Origin of the sequence: Pseudomonas sp. NPDC087817, from assembly GCF_044742875.1 — a bacterium.
Taxonomy (GTDB): domain Bacteria; phylum Pseudomonadota; class Gammaproteobacteria; order Pseudomonadales; family Pseudomonadaceae; genus Aquipseudomonas.
The window spans coordinates 1-16,593 of record NZ_JBIUVJ010000037.1; the positions used below are offsets into that span (position 1 = coordinate 1).

Annotated in this window: 14 protein-coding genes; 1 reads left to right on the forward strand and 13 read right to left on the reverse strand. The window is 60.1% G+C overall.

Features of this window, described 5'->3' with window-relative positions:
* Together pgl and zwf are read right to left on the reverse strand one after the other, a co-directional pair.
* On the reverse strand, positions 1–716 hold a 716-nt coding region (gene pgl / locus ACIONG_RS20490), incomplete at its 3' end, for a 6-phosphogluconolactonase (RefSeq protein ID WP_401302358.1).
* The gene (zwf, locus tag ACIONG_RS20495) at positions 703–2,169 is read right to left on the reverse strand and encodes a glucose-6-phosphate dehydrogenase (RefSeq protein WP_103303994.1); all 1,467 of its coding nucleotides are present in this window, start codon (positions 2,167–2,169) and stop codon (positions 703–705) included. The genes zwf and pgl, both read right to left, overlap by 14 nt.
* A 226-nt stretch (positions 2,170–2,395) precedes the next feature.
* On the opposite strand from zwf, the gene ACIONG_RS20500 reads away from it, so the two are divergent.
* Positions 2,396–3,256, forward strand: coding sequence for a MurR/RpiR family transcriptional regulator (locus ACIONG_RS20500; RefSeq protein ID WP_177431396.1), 861 nt, complete (start codon positions 2,396–2,398; stop codon positions 3,254–3,256).
* Between the two features lie 147 nt (positions 3,257–3,403).
* On the opposite strand, the gene ACIONG_RS20505 is transcribed toward ACIONG_RS20500, so the two are convergent.
* From ACIONG_RS20505 to ACIONG_RS20555, 11 genes are all read right to left on the reverse strand, one after another.
* Complete coding sequence (locus ACIONG_RS20505; RefSeq protein ID WP_401302361.1) at positions 3,404–4,258, reverse strand: D-hexose-6-phosphate mutarotase; 855 nt, start codon at positions 4,256–4,258, stop codon at positions 3,404–3,406.
* 113 nt (positions 4,259–4,371) lie between these two features.
* The gene (locus ACIONG_RS20510; RefSeq protein WP_213026388.1) at positions 4,372–5,721 is read right to left on the reverse strand and encodes a carbohydrate porin; all 1,350 of its coding nucleotides are present in this window, start codon (positions 5,719–5,721) and stop codon (positions 4,372–4,374) included.
* Between the two features lie 221 nt (positions 5,722–5,942).
* On the reverse strand, positions 5,943–7,103 hold the full coding sequence (locus ACIONG_RS20515; protein ID WP_401302363.1) for an ABC transporter ATP-binding protein: 1,161 nt from the start codon (positions 7,101–7,103) through the stop codon (positions 5,943–5,945).
* Positions 7,104–7,144: 41 nt separating this feature from the next.
* Positions 7,145–7,951, reverse strand: coding sequence for a carbohydrate ABC transporter permease (locus ACIONG_RS20520; protein ID WP_401302365.1), 807 nt, complete (start codon positions 7,949–7,951; stop codon positions 7,145–7,147).
* Complete coding sequence (locus ACIONG_RS20525; RefSeq protein WP_003227452.1) at positions 7,944–8,852, reverse strand: carbohydrate ABC transporter permease; 909 nt, start codon at positions 8,850–8,852, stop codon at positions 7,944–7,946. Before ACIONG_RS20525 ends, ACIONG_RS20520 begins: the two co-directional genes overlap by 8 nt.
* Positions 8,853–9,023: 171 nt before the next feature.
* On the reverse strand, positions 9,024–10,325 hold the full coding sequence (locus ACIONG_RS20530) for an ABC transporter substrate-binding protein (RefSeq protein WP_401302367.1): 1,302 nt from the start codon (positions 10,323–10,325) through the stop codon (positions 9,024–9,026).
* A gap of 119 nt (positions 10,326–10,444) precedes the next feature.
* The gene (locus tag ACIONG_RS20535) at positions 10,445–11,704 is read right to left on the reverse strand and encodes an AGE family epimerase/isomerase (protein ID WP_401302369.1); all 1,260 of its coding nucleotides are present in this window, start codon (positions 11,702–11,704) and stop codon (positions 10,445–10,447) included.
* Between the two features lie 309 nt (positions 11,705–12,013).
* Positions 12,014–13,483 carry an ATP-binding protein gene (locus ACIONG_RS20540; RefSeq protein ID WP_103303986.1) on the reverse strand — a complete coding sequence of 490 codons (1,470 nt, stop codon included), beginning with the start codon at positions 13,481–13,483 and terminating at the stop codon, positions 12,014–12,016.
* On the reverse strand, positions 13,473–14,204 hold the full coding sequence (locus tag ACIONG_RS20545; protein WP_008082801.1) for a response regulator: 732 nt from the start codon (positions 14,202–14,204) through the stop codon (positions 13,473–13,475). The genes ACIONG_RS20540 and ACIONG_RS20545 overlap by 11 nt, the downstream gene beginning before the upstream one ends.
* A gap of 290 nt (positions 14,205–14,494) precedes the next feature.
* Positions 14,495–15,445 carry a glucokinase gene (locus ACIONG_RS20550; RefSeq protein WP_401302371.1) on the reverse strand — a complete coding sequence of 317 codons (951 nt, stop codon included), beginning with the start codon at positions 15,443–15,445 and terminating at the stop codon, positions 14,495–14,497.
* The coding region (locus tag ACIONG_RS20555) for a dihydroxy-acid dehydratase (RefSeq protein WP_401302373.1) at positions 15,442–16,593 on the reverse strand (1,152 nt) is incomplete at its 5' end. The genes ACIONG_RS20555 and ACIONG_RS20550, both read right to left, overlap by 4 nt.

Here is a 16,593-nt window from a genome sequence, read left to right on the forward strand (position 1 = left end):
GCGCATGGGCACCAGTAAATCTCTAACGTAGGTTGCAGAAACGCGCGAACCGGCATGGCCGCGACGTCGTCGGATGCCAGTGCGGCATTCAGGGTGGTCAGTTTTGATTGACCGGAAATCGACAGAATCTTGTGCTTCGCCGACGCCAACAACGCACGGCTCATGGTCAGGCGCTGACGCGGCACGCTCGGCGCGAGCATCGGCCAGCAACGGCGCGTGCCGTCAGCTTGCAGCGCTTCGGCCAGGTTCGGGCTGTCGGGGAACAGCGACGCAGTGTGACCGTCATCGCCCATGCCCAGCACCAGGACGTCAATCGGCGGCAACTCGGCGAGCAAACGGTCGGCCTGTTCAGCAGCCTGCTCGACGTTGGCCGCCGCGCTATAAAGGCTGAGAAACTGCGCCTTGGCTGCCGGACCTTTGAGCAGATATTGCTTGAGCAGGCCGGCATTGCTGTCGGCGTGTTCAACCGGTACCCAGCGTTCGTCGGCGAGGGTGACGACGACCTTCGACCATTCCAGTTCCTGCTTGGCCAGGTGCTGGAAAAACGCCACCGGACTGCGACCGCCGGACACCACCAGCACGGCGTTGCCGCGTGCAGTAACGGCCTCGCTCAATTGCTTGGCCACATTCAGCGCCAGACCTTCAGCCAACAGCACCGGGCTCTTGAATTCGTGAGCATTCACGCCCGCAGGCAGTTTCACATCAGATATCGCCATACCACGACCTCCCGTCCCGCGTGATCAATGCAATGGAGCTCATCGGCCCCCACGACCCGGCCGCGTACGGCTTGGGCGCGTCCCCGGATTTTTTCCACCCGGCGATCAGCTGGTCACACCACTTCCACGCGGCTTCGATTTCATCTTTACGGACAAACAGGTTCTGATTGCCGTTCATCACTTCCAGCAACAACCGCTCGTAGGCATCGGGGATCCGCGCGCTACGCCAGGTGTCGGAGAAATTCAGTTGCAGCGGCCCGCTGCGCAGTTGCATGCCTTTGTCCAGGCCCTGCTCTTTGGTCATCACGCGCAGCGAAATACCTTCGTCCGGTTGCAGGCGGATGATCAGTTTGTTGCTGATCTGCAGGCGCTGCTCAGGGGCGAAGATGTAGTGCGACGGTTCTTTGAAGTGGATGACGATCTGCGACAGTTTCTGCGGCATGCGCTTGCCAGTGCGCAGGTAGAACGGCACGCCGGCCCAGCGCCAGTTGCGGATGTCGGCACGCAGGGCAACGAAGGTTTCGGTGTCGCTCTGGGTGTTGGAGTTCGGTTCTTCGAGGTAACCCGGTACGGATTTGCCTTCGCTGTGGCCGGCGATGTACTGGCCGCGCACAACCTGAGTGGTCAGGCCTTCCGGGCTGATCGGTGCCAGCGCCTTGAGCACTTTTACCTTTTCGTCACGGATGCTGTCGGCGGACAGGTCGGCCGGCGGGTCCATGGCGATCAGGCAGAGCAACTGCAACAGGTGATTCTGGATCATGTCGCGCAGTTGGCCGGCCTTGTCGAAGTAACCCCAACGGCCCTCGATGCCAACCTTCTCGGCCACGGTAATTTCCACGTGGGAGATGTAATTCTGGTTCCACTGGGTTTCGAACAGGCTGTTGGCGAAACGCAGGGCAATCAGGTTCTGAACGGTTTCTTTGCCCAGGTAGTGGTCGATGCGGTAGGTACGGTTCTCCGGGAAGAACTGCGCCACGGCGTCATTCACTTTGCGCGAGGATTCCAGATCGGAGCCGATCGGTTTTTCCAGGACCACGCGGGTGTTTTCTGCCAGACCGACTTTCGCCAGGTTTTCGCAGATCGCGCCGTACACCGCTGCCGGCGTGGCGAAGTAAGCAATCATGCGTTGCGCGCTGCCGGCCAGTTCGGCCAGCGCGACGTAATCTTCAGCCTTGAGGAAGTCGACGTGCAGATAAGTCAGGCGCGCGAGAAAACGCTCGGCGACGGCTTCGTCCAGTTCCTTGCCGACGTAACGGCGCAGTTCGGCGGCGATGAACGCCATGTGCTGCTGCTCGCTGCCTTCTTCACGGGCCAACGCGATGATGCGCGTGTCCTCGTGCAACAGGTCGGCGCCATCGAGGTGATAAAGGGCAGGAAACAGCTTGCGCAGGGCCAGATCGCCAAGCGCGCCGAACAAGGCAAAGGTGCACGGTTCAACCGTAATCGAAGGCATGATGTTTGTTCTTTTATCAAGTTAAGCTACAAATACCTTTTTTCAAGGCATCACTCAAGGGAAAATGTAGTAATAACTACAACATTTTCGCAAAATGCAGATTCCGAGTGGTGGTCGGTCGGAGCCATCAGTAGGATAGGCCACCGTCACGGGCCATATCAAAGGCCCAATTTGCATAGCCCGGCGCACCTTTGCGCAGGTGAATTAGGAATTCCATATGGACCGCGTGCGAAATTTACTGGAACAGATCCAGAGTCGCCTTGAAGACCTGAACAAGGCCGAACGCAAAGTCGCCCAGGTGATCCTGCTCAACCCGCAGCAGGCCACCCGTTTCAGCATTGCCGCCCTCGCCCAGGCGGCGTCGGTGAGCGAACCGACGGTCAATCGCTTCTGCCGTTCGTTCGGTGTCAGCGGCTATCCCGAACTGAAACTGCAACTGGCGCAGAGCCTGGCCAGCGGCGCGGCGTATGTCAGCCGTGCGGTGGAAGCCGATGACAATCCCGAGGCCTACACGCAGAAGATTTTCGGCAGCGCCATCGCGTCCCTGGACAGTGCTTGCCAGGCGCTGGACCCGAACCTGATCAGCCGCGCCGTCGACCTGTTGATTCAGGCGCGGCAGATCCACTTCTTCGGCCTCGGTGCTTCGGCACCGGTGGCACTGGATGCGCAGCACAAGTTTTTCCGCTTCAACCTGGCGGTCACTGCGCATGCCGATGTGTTGATGCAGCGGATGATTGCTTCGGTGGCGCACACCGGTGAGTTGTTCGTGATCATTTCCTACACCGGGCGCACTCGTGAGCTGGTGGAAGTGGCGCGTATCGCTCGTGAGAATGGCGCTTCGGTGCTGGGTCTGACAGCGGAGAATTCGCCGCTGGCCAAGGCCAGTACGCTGAGCCTGAACATTCCGCTGCCGGAAGACACCGACATTTATATGCCGATGACTTCGCGGATCATTCAGTTGACCGTGCTGGATGTGCTGGCGACCGGGATGACGTTGCGTCGTGGGGTGGATTTCCAGCCGCATCTGCGCAAGATCAAAGAGAGTTTGAATGCGAGCCGGTATCCCGTGGGTGACGAGTTCAACTGAGGCCTGATGAATCTGTATTGAATGGTCCGGCCTCATCGCTGGCAAGCCAGCTCCCACAGTGTTCGCGCCGAACATTAAATTTGCGAACACCCATAAAACCTGTGGGAGCTGGCTTGCCAGCGATGGGGCCAGCAGTAACTACATAATCTAAGCCCCAGCCCACGCCTGCAAACTCAAATGCGCCTTCTCCCCCGGCGCCAAGTGCAGGCTATCAGTGCCCCCTGCCGCCGCTTCCACACACACAAACTCCGAGATCTCATCCCAGCTCACGCCCAACAATGGCCGTGAGCCCGGATGCCACACCACCGTGTCCGCGCTGTCGCCAGTATCAATGCACAACTCGCGTTGCCAGGCGTGATCCTTGAGCTGTAATTCACCGTCATGCTGGAACACCCGCTGGCAACCACCATCGACCCGTAACTCGCCTTCCTGCTGGCAAGCTTCACGGTTCAACTGGTCGTAACCCTGCGCGCCTTCGAGCCCAGACAGCGCTATCTCGCTGACATCACCAATACGCCAGTAAGCGTGCAAAGCCTGGCTCATCTGGCACGGCATGTCGTCCTGATGCTCGGTGCTCAGGCGTAATTCCATGCGTTCACCCAGGTGCGCGTGCAGGTCGACCTGCCAATCGCACAGTTGCAATTGCCAGTGCAGGCGCACGCCATCTTCGGCGCTGCTGCTGTCGAGCAACTTCCAGTCGAGCAGGCGCGCCCAGCCATGCGACGGCCAGGCGTTTTCGCTTGGATGGCGGCCATACCACGGCCAGCACACCGGCACGCCGCCACGAATGGCGCCGACATGCGGCCACTTCGCCGCACACCACAACCACGGCTTTTGCCCACGCGGTTGAAAGTGCAGCAACTGCGCGCCTTGACGACTGAACACCGCCTGACACAGCGGATGATCGATCACCAACACGTCGCGCATCTGATAGCGCTCCCAGGCGAACACCGGTCGTTCACGCAGGGATTTGAAGAAGCGTTGTAGCGGATGCTCATGCATTTGCCACGGTTCCGAATTCATCTATTACGGGGATTGCCGCCCCTCAAAAAAAAGCGGACAGCCTGGGCTGTCCGCAAATATGCGCACATAGAGAGGAGCTTATCGCAGACGCGTTAGAACGTAGACTGAATTTTCAGGCCAGCGACCAAAGCGTTGTCCACTGCATCCACACCGCCCGGATGCGTGATGTATTGCAGGTTAGGACGCACGGTCAGCCAGTTGGTAACGTGGATGCCGTAGTTGAGCTCGTAGTTGTATTCGGTTTCACGAATCGGCGAGAACACCGGGTTGTCGTAATCCGAAACACCGTTGGAGGCGTTCAGCAGCTCAGCGTTTTTCTTCACGTCATCGTTGACGTGGATACGCGCCGCGCCAATACCGATGTCATCTTTCGGACGTGCGTCGAACGGGCCTTTGTAGACGAACATCACCGACTGATAGTTGTCGATGAAGTTGGTGTCCTTGTCGTGGAACGTGGCGTTGGCGGCGATGTTCAGACCGCGAGTCGCATCACCGTTGTGGCTGGTGAGTTGCTGTTGCGCGACGAACCAGTAGCCATGTTTGCTGCTGTGGGTCTTGTAGGCGTCGCCAGTCTCTGCCGCGTTGAGACCGTTGACGTCTTCACGGACGTCGCTGGCATCAGCGGTGCTCTTGTAGTAACCGACACGGTATTCGCCCGGCAGGCTGTTGACCTTCGGCGACCAGACCAATTCGACCGGCAACACAGTACCGGCGGTGCCGCTGCCACTGAGTTTGAAGCCGTTGCCGTGTTCCAGCTGCGACGGGTTCTGGTTGTACGCACCGATCTGCGCGTAGAGCTCGTCGTTGATGTTGTACTTGACGCGGATCGCGGCCTGGCTGACTGGCCAGTTGTACCAGATGTTGGTCGCCCAGTTACCCACTTGCGAGCCGCAGAACGCCAGGTTCTGGAAGTCGCACGGGAAGGTGTTGAAGTCTTCGCCTTCGCCGAAGTAACCGGCCTTGACGTCGAGCTTGTTGTCGAAGAACTGGTGCTGAATCCACAACTGGGTCAGACGCACCATGTGGCCACGGCCGTAGACTTCCTGAGACGAACTCAAGGTGCCGGCACGCGGATCGCCAACGCGATCGTTGGAGATGTTGTAGCCGTTACGGTTGGTCAGCTGGATCTTGGCCTGAGTGTTATCCCAGCCCCACAGCTTTTGCAGATCGAGTGCCACGCCCAGACCGAACTGGTCAGCGTAACGCGCAGTCTTGTCGTTGTCGTAGCCACCGTGCAGGTTGCCGCCGACTTCCCCAACGTAGTCGGCCTTGATGTCGATACCCTGCTCGATCAGCTTGGTCCGCTCACCACCCCAGTCGCCGGTCATCCATTTGGAATCGGAGCTGAAGGCATCCGCGGCCATCGCGTTACCGGCCAGCACCAATGCTGCCGCGGCGGAGATTTGGCAGATCAACCGGGCATTGACGTGTTTCTTTTTCATCCCTACATCCTCGTCTTTATTGTTATTAACTGTTTTTTTCCAACGTGGTTTACATAATTTGCGATGGATTACAGGCAATCCACCGCGTGCTCCCCTGTGGAATCCGATCCCTGTGGGAGCTGGCTTGCCAGCGATGGCAGCGACTCGGCTCGACGACAAACCGAGTGGCCTGCATCGCTGGCAAGCTAGCTCCCACATAACCGTATTCCTGCATTGATTTCTTAGCGGCCTTTGAATTGCGCCACGTTCGCAGACCGCGCATCGGTCTGTGGTTGGGCCGCAACACCCAAACGCTCGCCAGTCTTGGCATCGAACAACAGCACTTTCGACGGATCGAATTGCAGCGTCAGGCTCTCACCCACCTGCGGCGCCACGTCCGGCGCCAGACGGCAGCAGACCTTGGTGTCGTTCAGGTTGACGAATACCAGCGTGTCCGGCCCGGTCGGCTCGGTGACTTGCACTTCAGCCTTGATGCTCGGCAGGCCGTTGCCCTCGCCGTTCGCCAGAACAATCTGCTCCGGGCGCAGGCCGAGGATCACTTCGCGATCTTCGAGACCGGCGTCCTGCATGCCCATCGGCAATTCGCAACGCGCCTGGCCACTGTCGAGCAGCGCCAGCAGACGACCGTCCTTGCGTTGCAGACGCAGCGGGATGAAGTTCATTGGCGGCGAGCCGATGAAGCTCGCCACGAACAGGTTGGCCGGATCGTTGTAGATGTCTTTCGGCGTGCCGAACTGCTGAATGATGCCGTCCTTCATTACCGCCACTTTGTCACCCAGAGTCATCGCTTCGATCTGGTCATGGGTCACGTAGACCGTGGTGGTTTTCAGGCGCTGGTGCATCAGTTTCATTTCGGTACGCATCTCGACGCGCAGCTTGGCGTCGAGGTTGGACAGCGGTTCATCGAACAGATAAATCTTCGGACGACGCGCCAGTGCACGGCCCATCGCCACGCGCTGTTGCTGACCACCGGAGAGCTGTCCCGGCTTGCGGTTGAGCAGGTGTTCGATCTGCAACAGCTTGGCCACGCGGGCGACTTCTTCGTCGATCGCCGACTGCGGCATCTTGCGAATCTTCAGACCGAACTCGATGTTCTCGCGCACGCTCATGGTCGGGTACAGCGCATAGGACTGGAACACCATGGCGATGTCGCGATCCTTCGGACTCATGCCACTGACGTCCTGGTCGCCGATCATGATCGCGCCACCGGTGATGGTTTCCAGGCCGGCAATGCAGTTCATCAGGGTCGACTTGCCGCAGCCCGACGGGCCGACAAGGATCAGGAACTCACCGTCCTTGATCGACAGTTCGATGTTCTTCTGGGTGTCCGGCAGGCCGGCACCGTAGGTCTTGTTGACGTTGCGAAGTTCGAGCGTAGCCATGAGTACCCCTTGACTGCGCCGGCCGTCCGCCCGCGCACGAACTACTTGCCTGCGACCACATAGACCAGCAGGGTCGGCAGACCGGCGATCATCGCCGCTGCCATATCCACGTTGTATTCCTTGGCGCCAGTGCTGGTGTTGACCAGGTTGTTCAGCGCCACGGTGATCGGTTGCGAATCGCCGCTTGAGAACACCACACCGAAGAGGAAGTCGTTCCAGATCTGAGTGAACTGCCAGATCAGGCAGACCATGATGATCGGTGTCGACATCGGCAGAATGATCAGGCGGAAAATGGTGAAAAACCCGGCACCGTCCAGGCGTGCCGCTTTGATCAGCGCATCCGGAATGCTCACGTAGTAGTTACGGAAAAACAGCGTGGTGAACGCCAGACCGTAGACCACATGGATGAATACCAGGCCAGTGGTGGTGCTCGCCAGGCCCATCTTGCCAAGGGTGAACGAGGCCGGCAGCAGCACGGTCTGGAACGGCAGGAAGCAGCCGAACAACAGCAGACCGAAGAACAACTGCGAACCGCGGAAGCGCCAGAACGACAACACATAACCGTTCAACGCGCCGATGGCGGTGGAGATGATCACGGCCGGCACGGTGATTTTGATCGAGTTCCAGAAGTAGCCATCAACCGTGGCCCAGGCCTTGACCCAGCCGATGCCGCTGACCACGGTCGGCCAGCTCAGCAGGTTGCCGGTGCTGATGTCTTCCGGGGTCTTGAAGCTGGTCAGCAACATCACCACCAGCGGCACCAGATAGAGGAACACCGCGAAAATCAGTACCGCGTAGATCGCGATGCGACTGAGGCTGATGGCGGGTTTGGCAGCGAGACTAGTCATGACGCTTGGTCCTCAGCTCGGAGTACAGGTAAGGCACGATGATCGCGAGAATCGCACCGAGCATCAGAATCGCACTGGCCGAGCCCATGCCCATCTGGCCGCGACTGAAGGTGAAGGAATACATGAACATCGCTGGCAGGTCGGAGGAATAACCCGGGCCACCGGCGGTCATCGCTGCGACCAGGTCGAAGCTCTTGATCGCGATGTGCGCCAGAATCATCACCGCACTGAAGAACACCGGACGCAGGCTTGGCAGCACCACTTTCCAGTAGATGGTCGGCATGCTCGCGCCATCGATCTGCGCGGCACGGATGATCGATTGATCAACACCACGCAGGCCGGCGAGGAACATCGCCATGATGAAGCCCGAGGCTTGCCAGACAGCGGCGATCACCAGGCAATAGACCACGCGATCCGGGTCGATCAGCCAGTCGAGACGGAAGCCTTCCCAGCCCCAGTCACGCAACAATTTGTCCAGGCCCATGCCCGGGTTGAGCAGCCATTTCCACGCGGTACCGGTGACGATCATCGAGAGCGCCATCGGGTACAGGTAAATGGTGCGGATAAAGCCTTCGCGACGGATGCGCTGGTCGAGGAACACCGCCAGCAGCACACCGATCACCAGGGTGATGCCGATGAACATGCCACCGAACACCGCGAGGTTCTTGCTCGCGACCCACCAGCGATCGTTGTCGAACAACCGCGCGTATTGCGCAAGGCCGGCCCACTTGTAGTTGGGCAGGAAGGTCGAGGTGGTGAACGACAGCACGAACGTCCACAGGATGTAGCCATAGAAGCCCACCAGCACGATGAACATGCTCGGCGCCAGCACCAGTTTCGGTAGCCAGCGCTGCAGTGCATCGAACGGCGAGGCTTTGCTGAACACAGCAACAGAACTCATGGGGAAATCCAGTACAGGGAGTGAAAACTACAGTGGCAGTCCCTGTGAGAGGAATTTTGTGGGAGCTGGCTTGCCAGCGATGGCATCACCGCAGTTCGCCTGACACACCGAGGTGCCTGCATCGCGGGCAAGCCCGCTCCCACAAAAAAATCATCGACAGGGTGCCAGCTTTTATTTAGCCGACTTGATCGCTGCACCCAGTTTCTTGGCAGTGTCGGCCGGGTCGGCTTTCGGGTCGTTGATGTAGTTGGTCACGACATCAAAGAACGCGCCCTGCACGGCCAGCGTGGTCGCCATGTTGTGCGCCATGCTTGGCTGCAGACCGCCGGACTTGGCGTCTGCCAGGAAGTCCTTCGCTGCAGTCTGTGCGCAGGAGTCGAAACCGAGTTTCTCCATGTCGTTCAACATGTCGATACGTACCGGGATCGAGCCTTTGTTGATGCTGAAGACTTTCTGGAAGTTTTCACCCAGCACGACTTTGGCAATGTCCTTCTGACCCGCGGCAGTGCCTGCGTCTTTCTGCTTGAACACAGCCAGCGAGTCGATGTTGTAGGTGAACGCCTTGTCGGTACCCGGGAAGGCTACGCACTGGTAATCCTTGCCGGCGATTTTCTTGGCGGCGGTCCATTCGGATTTGGCCCAGTCACCCATGATCTGCATGCCGGCCTTGCCGTTGATGACTTTGGCCGCCTCCAGGTTCCAGTCCTGGCCTTTGCCGTCAGCGTCCATGTAGGTCGCGACTTTCTTCAGCTCGGTCAGGGCCTTGACCATTTCCGGACCGGTCAGCGCGCCGTTGTCCAGATCAACCAAAGCTTTCTTGTAACCATCGACACCCATGACCGAAAGCACCACGGCTTCGAACACGGTGCTGTCCTGCCATGGCTGACCGCCGTGGGCCAACGGAATGAAGCCCGCCGCCTTGAGCTTGTCGCCGGCGGCGTAGAATTCTTCGAGGGTGGTTGGCGCTTTTTCGATGCCGGCCTTCTTGAAGACTTCCGGGTTGATCCACAGCCAGTTCACACGGTGAATGTTCACCGGCACGGCCACGTAATCACCGTCGTACTTCACGGTATCGGAGACTTTCTTGTCGAGCAGGCTGTCCCACTTCTCTTCTTTGGCAACGTCTTTCAAGACGTCGGTGTCGAGCAGACCGGTCGACGCCCATTCCTGAATGTCCGGGCCTTTGATCTGGGCAACGCCCGGTGGGTTACCGGCCACGGCACGGCTTTTCAGTACGGTCATGGCAGTCGCACCGCCACCGCCGGCAACGGCGCCGTCCTTCCAGGTGAAACCGTCTTTTTCGACTTGGGCCTTGAGCACATCAACGGCAGCTTTTTCGCCACCGGACGTCCACCAGTGCACGACTTCCACCGAACCTTTGGATTCGGCAGCGGACACACTGAGAGGCAGAATTGCGAGCGGGAACAGGGAGGCGACAGAAATGACAGTAGCGAGGCGAGAAATCGCATTCATCTGAGATGTACCTTTCTTGTTGTTATGCATTGCAAGTCTGGTGCTTGCGCTGCACAGGAGTTTAAACAGGGCGATTCCCTTCGCAGGTAACGAAGGGACGCGCGAATGTCACCACATGGTTACACAGGAACGCTCTGGGACGGCCGCGCCAGCGCAGTGGCCATACTCGGTGACAAGGGTAGACGAGGGATCAGCACGGCTTGCCAGGCGTGATACAGATCGGGTTTGCCCGGCCAGATATCGGCACTTGGCAGGTTTTGCGGATTGAGTTCGTGGTGCCAGCTGCCGTCGCAGCGGTCGATGAAATTCACCTCGCAGAATTCCCAGAACAGTCGGTACCAGGTTTCGTATTGCCCACCACCCGTGCGTTTGAGCAAGGCGCTGGCGGCAGCGCTGGCTTCGGCGTGCGTCCAGTGCAAGCGGTGGCGGACGACGGCTTTGTTGTTCCAGTCGAGGGTGTAGACGATGCCCGGCAAACCATCGACGTTCCAGCCGTTGCGACAGTTGTTCTCGAAGAGTTTCTGCGCGTCGGTGGCAAGCCAGCCCGGCGTGAGCATGCCCGCCTGGACCCGCGCCGCTTCGAGGTGCAGCAAAAGCCGCGCCCACTCGAAGCCGTGGCCCGGCGTGGTGCCGTAGGGGCGAAATCCATCGGCAGGATTGTCGTGGTTGTACTCGCGCAGCGGTTGCCAGTCGCGGTCGAAGTGCTCGATGACCATGTAATCGTTGGCGGCAGCGTGACCGTGAATCACCCGCTCGACGATACGTTGTGCGCGCACCAGCCAGCGTGGATCTTCAGTGACATCGGCCAGGGCGAGGAACGCTTCGGTGGCGTGCATGTTGCTGTTGGCGCCGCGATAGGCTTCCTCTTCGCTCCAGTCACGATTGAAGAATTCGCGCATGGCGCCCTCTTCTTCGCTCCAGAAATACGTGTCGATGATGTCGATGGCGTCATCCAGCAAAGCCTGGGCGCCGGGACGCTGCGCGACCACTGCGGAACTCGCGGCCAGCGCAACGAAGGCGTGCAGATACGCGTTCTTGCCGGTGTTGCCGTCGCGGTGTTCGGCGACCGCAAACCAGCCGCCGTGCAACGCATCACGCAACGGCCCGCGCAGGGCGGCGATGCCGTGATCGACCAGTTCGGCAAAACCCGGCAGGCCCTGAATATGAGCCATGGCGAAGCTGTGGGTCATGCGCGCGGTGTTCATGGTTTCGGCTCGCGCGTTGGCTGGCAGACGGCCGCGCTCGTCGAGGTTGCCGAAGCCTTCAGGCAGTTTTGATGCCTTGGCGAAATCCAGCAGACGCAGGCCTTCGGCAGCGAGCCATTGCTGGTGGGCAGGGGCGTTCAGCCAACTGCTGAAGCCGGGTTGGAAGAGATCCATGGGTGGCCTTTTTTGTTGTTATGACTGCGGGGAGTCTAAACAACGGGTCGGGATGGGCTTGTAACGAAGGGGGCGGGTTTTGTCACTGATCCGTGACAAAGAGCAAACCCCCACCCCAGCCCTCTCCCAAAGGGAGAGGGGGCCGATCGAGGTGTAATGAGCTTTCCGCCGACCTGAAATACCGAGTCGATTATGGATTCGGCGCAACACTTTCAGGTCGGCGTATTTATCCAGCATCCCCCAATCGGTTCCCTCTCCCTCCGGGCGGTCCGACGTTTCGGGAGGGCTAGGGTGAGGGGCTCTTCCGCCTCAATCCGCCGAACGCGGCAGTTGCAGGGTCACGCGCAAACCACCCTCACGCAGATTCTGCAAGGTCACTTCGCCGCCATGACTATGAGCAATGTTGCGCGCAATGCCCAACCCCAACCCATACCCCTGCTGCTGCCCCGCCAAGCGAAAATGCGGTTCGAACACCTGTTCCAGCCGCTGCTCCGGCACCCCCGGCCCTTCATCATCGACGTGCAGGACAAACGCACTCTCATCGTCATCGATATGCAAATGCGCGTTCTGCCCGTACTTCAGCGCGTTGTCGATCAAGTTGCCAATGCAACGCTTCAGCGCCAAAGGCTTACCCGGATACGCGGCCAACGCCCGCCCCTGCTGCGTCACGCGTCCATTGCCGTTGGGCGCCAGATACGGCTCGACGAGGCAGTCGAGCACATGGTTCAAATCCACCGGCTCGATGTTCTCGTGGATATCGGTGTCTTTCACGCACTGCAACGCGCCTTTAACCAGCAGTTCCAGCTCATCCAGATCACGGCCGAATTTAGCTTGCAGCGTTTCGTCTTCCAGCAGCTCGACGCGCAAGCGCAAGCGGGTGATCGGTGTGCGCAGGTCATGGGAGATCGCGCTGAACAACTGGCTGCGCTCGGTCAGGTAACGGCTGATGCGTTCGCGCATGGTGTTGAACGCACGGCCCACTTCGACCACTTCACTGCCGCCACCCTCGGCCACTGGCTCGACGTCGGCGCCCAGCGACATGTCGCGTGCGGCCCGCGCCAGACGCTTGAGCGGCCGGCTCTGCCAGTGCACCAAAAGACCAATGAACAGCAGCAAAAATCCACTGGTGAGGACGATGAACCACACCTGCTGCGAGGGCAGGCCTTGCTCTTCAAGACTGGTGTACGGTTCCGGCAACAAAGATGCGATGTACAGCCATTCGCCCGGCGCCATCTGAATTTGCGTGACCAGCACTGGCGGGTTTACCGGTTCCAGCGTCAGCGCGTAATGCGCCCAAGAGCGCGGCAATTCATCGAGTTTCAACCCGGCATTGAAAATCCGCAGGTCCTCGGGGCTGACAAATGTCACCGAAATATCCGTGTCATTGCCGAGGGTCTGGCGCAGCACTTCGTCCACAGCCTTCATCACCGCAGCCTTGCGCGGCGTGACCGGCAACACGTCCATGCCCAACGGTTTGTCGTTGAGCGTCACCACGAACCGGGTGCCGCCCATGCTGCGCAACTGGTCGAGCACCAGCGGCCGATAAGCCACCGGCAACGAGCGGAAATAACTGACGCTGGCCGTCATCGAATGGGCAAGGCTGCGGGCACTGGTGACCAGACCTTCGAGCTGGGTGGCGCGCAGTTGCGAAACCCAGATCACGCTGGACAACGTCTGTGCGAACAACACCGCGAGCAGGGTCAGCAGCAGCATCCGCCCGAGCAGCGAACGCGGCACCGGCACCCTGGCCGCGAGTTTGCGCAGCGAATCAGTGACCATTGCCGGCAACCACGTTGGCTGCCAGTTGGTAGCCGCTGCCGCGTACGGTGCGGATCAGCCGCGGCGGTTTCTCGGTGTCGCGCAGGCGCTGACGCAAACGGCTGACCGCCATGTCGACGATGCGATCGAGCGGCATCAGATCACGGCCACGGGTGGCGTTGCCGATGGTGTCGCGGTCGAGGATTTCCTGCGGGTGATCGAGGAACAGTTTCAGCAGGGCGAAGTCGGCGCCGGACAGAATCACTTCTTCGCCGTCGGTGTGGAACAGCCGATGGCTGACCATGTCCAGCCGCCACTCGTCGAAGGCCAGCACTTCACTGCCGTTGCGCTCCTGACCGAATTGCGCGCGGCGCAGCAAGGCCTTGATGCGGGCTTGCAGTTCGCGGGGGCTGAAGGGTTTGCCGAGGTAGTCGTCGGCACCGAGTTCCAGGCCGATGACCCGGTCGGCCTCGTCGGAACTGGCGGTGAGCATGATGATTGGTACCTGCGCCTGACGCGGATGCTGACGCACCCAGCGGCAGAGGCTGAAGCCGTCTTCGTCGGGGAGCATGACATCGAGGATCACCAGATCGCTCGGCGCCTCGTTGAGTGCCTGGCGGAAACTGGCGCCATCGGCCGTGGCACGCACCTGAAACCCGGCGCGGGTCAGGTAGGTTTCCAGCAACTCGCGTATTTCCTGGTCGTCATCGACCAACAATATCGACTTGTTGACTGAGCTCACTTCGAAGGCATCCTTGTTGTTGGAATTGGGGCGGATTATGCCTGATGTGTAGACCGATCGTTCCCACGCTCTGCGTGGGAATGTATCAAGGGACGCTCCGCGTCCAGTGACGCAGAGCGTCACGGGCTGCATTCCCACGCAGAGCGTGGGAACGATCTTCAACCTTGGAAATTTGTTGTCTGTTCTGGCCTCATCGCTGGCAAGCCAGCTCCCACAAGGTCTTGTGCACATCCTGAGAATGTCTTCAATCCTGTGGGAGCTGGCTTGCCAGCGATGAAGGCGACTCCGTCTCAAGCCTGTTCGAGTGCCACACCGGCGCCGACAAGCCCGGAATACGGCGCCGTCACCAGCCATACCGGAATGCCTTTGAAGTAATCGCTCATGCAACCCTTGTCGGCGAAGCTGCGGGCAAAACCGCTTTCGACGAAGAAATCGGCGAAGCGCGGAATCACGCCCCCCACGATGTAAACCCCGCCGCGCCCGCCCGTGGTCAGCACGTTGTTGCCCGCGACACGCCCCAGCCAGCAGCAGAACTGTTCCAGTACTTCCAGCGCAATCGGATCACCCGCAAGGCCTGCCGCCGTAATCGCTTCCGGCGTATCGAGTGTCGGCTCATGCCCGTCCACCGCACAGATCGCCCGGTACACACGAGGCAAACCACCACCACTCAACGCGGTTTCCGCGCTGACATGGCCGATCTCGTTATGGATGTGTTGCCACAGTTGGGTTTCACGCGGGCTGCTCAGCGGCAGATCAACGTGACCGCCCTCGCCCGGCAAAGCGGCAAACCGGCCTTCACCCAGATCAAGCAAGGTGCCGACGCCCAAGCCTGTGCCCGGGCCAATCACCACCGCTGGACGCAACGGCTCCGGCGTACCCTCGCAAACCACGCGGAATTCGCCGGGCTGCAAACGGGTCATGCCCAGCGCCATCGCCGAGAAGTCATTGACCAGCAACAGCTGCTCGACCTGCAAGGTTTTGCAGAACGCCGTGCGGCTCAGGCGCCAGTGGTTGTTGGTGAACTTGAATTCATCACCACTCACGGGACCGGCCACCGACAGGCACACCGAACCGATCGAACCCGGCACCAGACCGAGCCCGCTCAGATAGAGGCTGATCGCCTCCTCCGGGCTGGCGTGGTCGGCCGTGGCCAGCACTTGAATCGATTCGAGTTGCTGATTTTTCCACAACGCAAACCGCGCGTTGGTGCCTCCGATGTCACCGACCAAAGCCAGTTTCAATTAAGCGTCTCCAGGGCAGAAGTGAAGGCGCTGGCGCCCTGCTCCGCCGAGCTGAAGGCCAAACGCATGAAGCCGAACAGTTCGCGACCGCTGCCGATGTTGTTACCCAACAGGCCTTTGGCAGGTTCGCGCGCGGCAAATTCTTCGGCGTCCACTTTGAGTTCCAAAGTACCTTTGACGCCATCGACGCGGATGATATCGCCCTCTTGCACCCGCGCCAAAGCGCCACCGACATAAGCTTCAGGACTGACGTGGATCGCCGCCGGGATTTTGCCCGAGGCGCCGGACATGCGCCCGTCAGTCACCAGCGCGACTTTGAAGCCGCGATCCTGCAGCACGCCGAGGAACGGCGTCATCTTGTGCAGCTCCGGCATGCCGTTGGAGCGCGGGCCCTGGAAGCGCATCACCGCGACAAAATCTTTTTCCAGCAGACCGGCCTTGAACGCGTCGGCCAGATCCTGTTGATCCTGGAAGACCATGGCCGGTGCTTCGACGATCTGGTTTTCCAGCGCCACAGCGGAAACCTTCATCACACCGCGACCGAGGTTGCCTTCCATTACGCGCAGACCGCCCTCTGCCGAGAACGCACGCGCGACCGGGCGCAGGATGTTTTCGTCGAGACTGTCGACCGGGCCTTCGCGCCACACCAGTTGACCGTTATCGAGGAACGGTTCTTTGGTGTACTGGCTCAAGCCGTGGCCAAGCACGGTGTTGACGTCTTCGTGCAGCAGGCCCGCCGCGAGCAGTTCGCGGATCAGGAACGACATGCCGCCCGCTGCCTGGAAGTGGTTGATGTCGGCTTTGCCGTTCGGGTAGACGTGGCTCAGGGTCGGCACGACTTCGGAGAGGTCGGCCATGTCCTGCCAGGTCAGTTGAATGCCCGCGGCCATGGCGATGGCCGGCATGTGCAGGGTGTGGTTGGTCGAGCCGCCGGTGGCGTGCAACGCGACGATCGAGTTGACCAGCGACTTCTCATCGACGATTTCGCCGATCGGCATGAAGTTGCCGTTCTGTTTGGTCAGGCGCGTGACTTGATGCGCCGCTTCGCGAGTCAGGGCATCACGCAGCGGCGTGTTCGGGTTGACGAACGAGGCGCCCGGCAAGTGCAGGCCCATGACTTCCATCAGCAACTGGTTGGTGTTGTCGTT

Coding starts and splice junctions, on each gene's coding strand:
- ACIONG_RS20505 (WP_401302361.1), bottom strand. CDS start 4,258: ATGCATGAGCATCCGCTACAACGCTTCTTCAAATCCCTGCGTGAACGA.
- ACIONG_RS20525 (WP_003227452.1), bottom strand. CDS start 8,852: ATGAGTTCTGTTGCTGTGTTCAGCAAAGCCTCGCCGTTCGATGCACTG.
- ACIONG_RS20535 (WP_401302369.1), bottom strand. CDS start 11,704: ATGGATCTCTTCCAACCCGGCTTCAGCAGTTGGCTGAACGCCCCTGCC.
- ACIONG_RS20520 (WP_401302365.1), bottom strand. CDS start 7,951: ATGACTAGTCTCGCTGCCAAACCCGCCATCAGCCTCAGTCGCATCGCG.
- zwf (WP_103303994.1), bottom strand. CDS start 2,169: ATGCCTTCGATTACGGTTGAACCGTGCACCTTTGCCTTGTTCGGCGCG.
- ACIONG_RS20540 (WP_103303986.1), bottom strand. CDS start 13,483: ATGGTCACTGATTCGCTGCGCAAACTCGCGGCCAGGGTGCCGGTGCCG.
- ACIONG_RS20510 (WP_213026388.1), bottom strand. CDS start 5,721: ATGAAAAAGAAACACGTCAATGCCCGGTTGATCTGCCAAATCTCCGCC.
- ACIONG_RS20530 (WP_401302367.1), bottom strand. CDS start 10,325: ATGAATGCGATTTCTCGCCTCGCTACTGTCATTTCTGTCGCCTCCCTG.
- ACIONG_RS20515 (WP_401302363.1), bottom strand. CDS start 7,103: ATGGCTACGCTCGAACTTCGCAACGTCAACAAGACCTACGGTGCCGGC.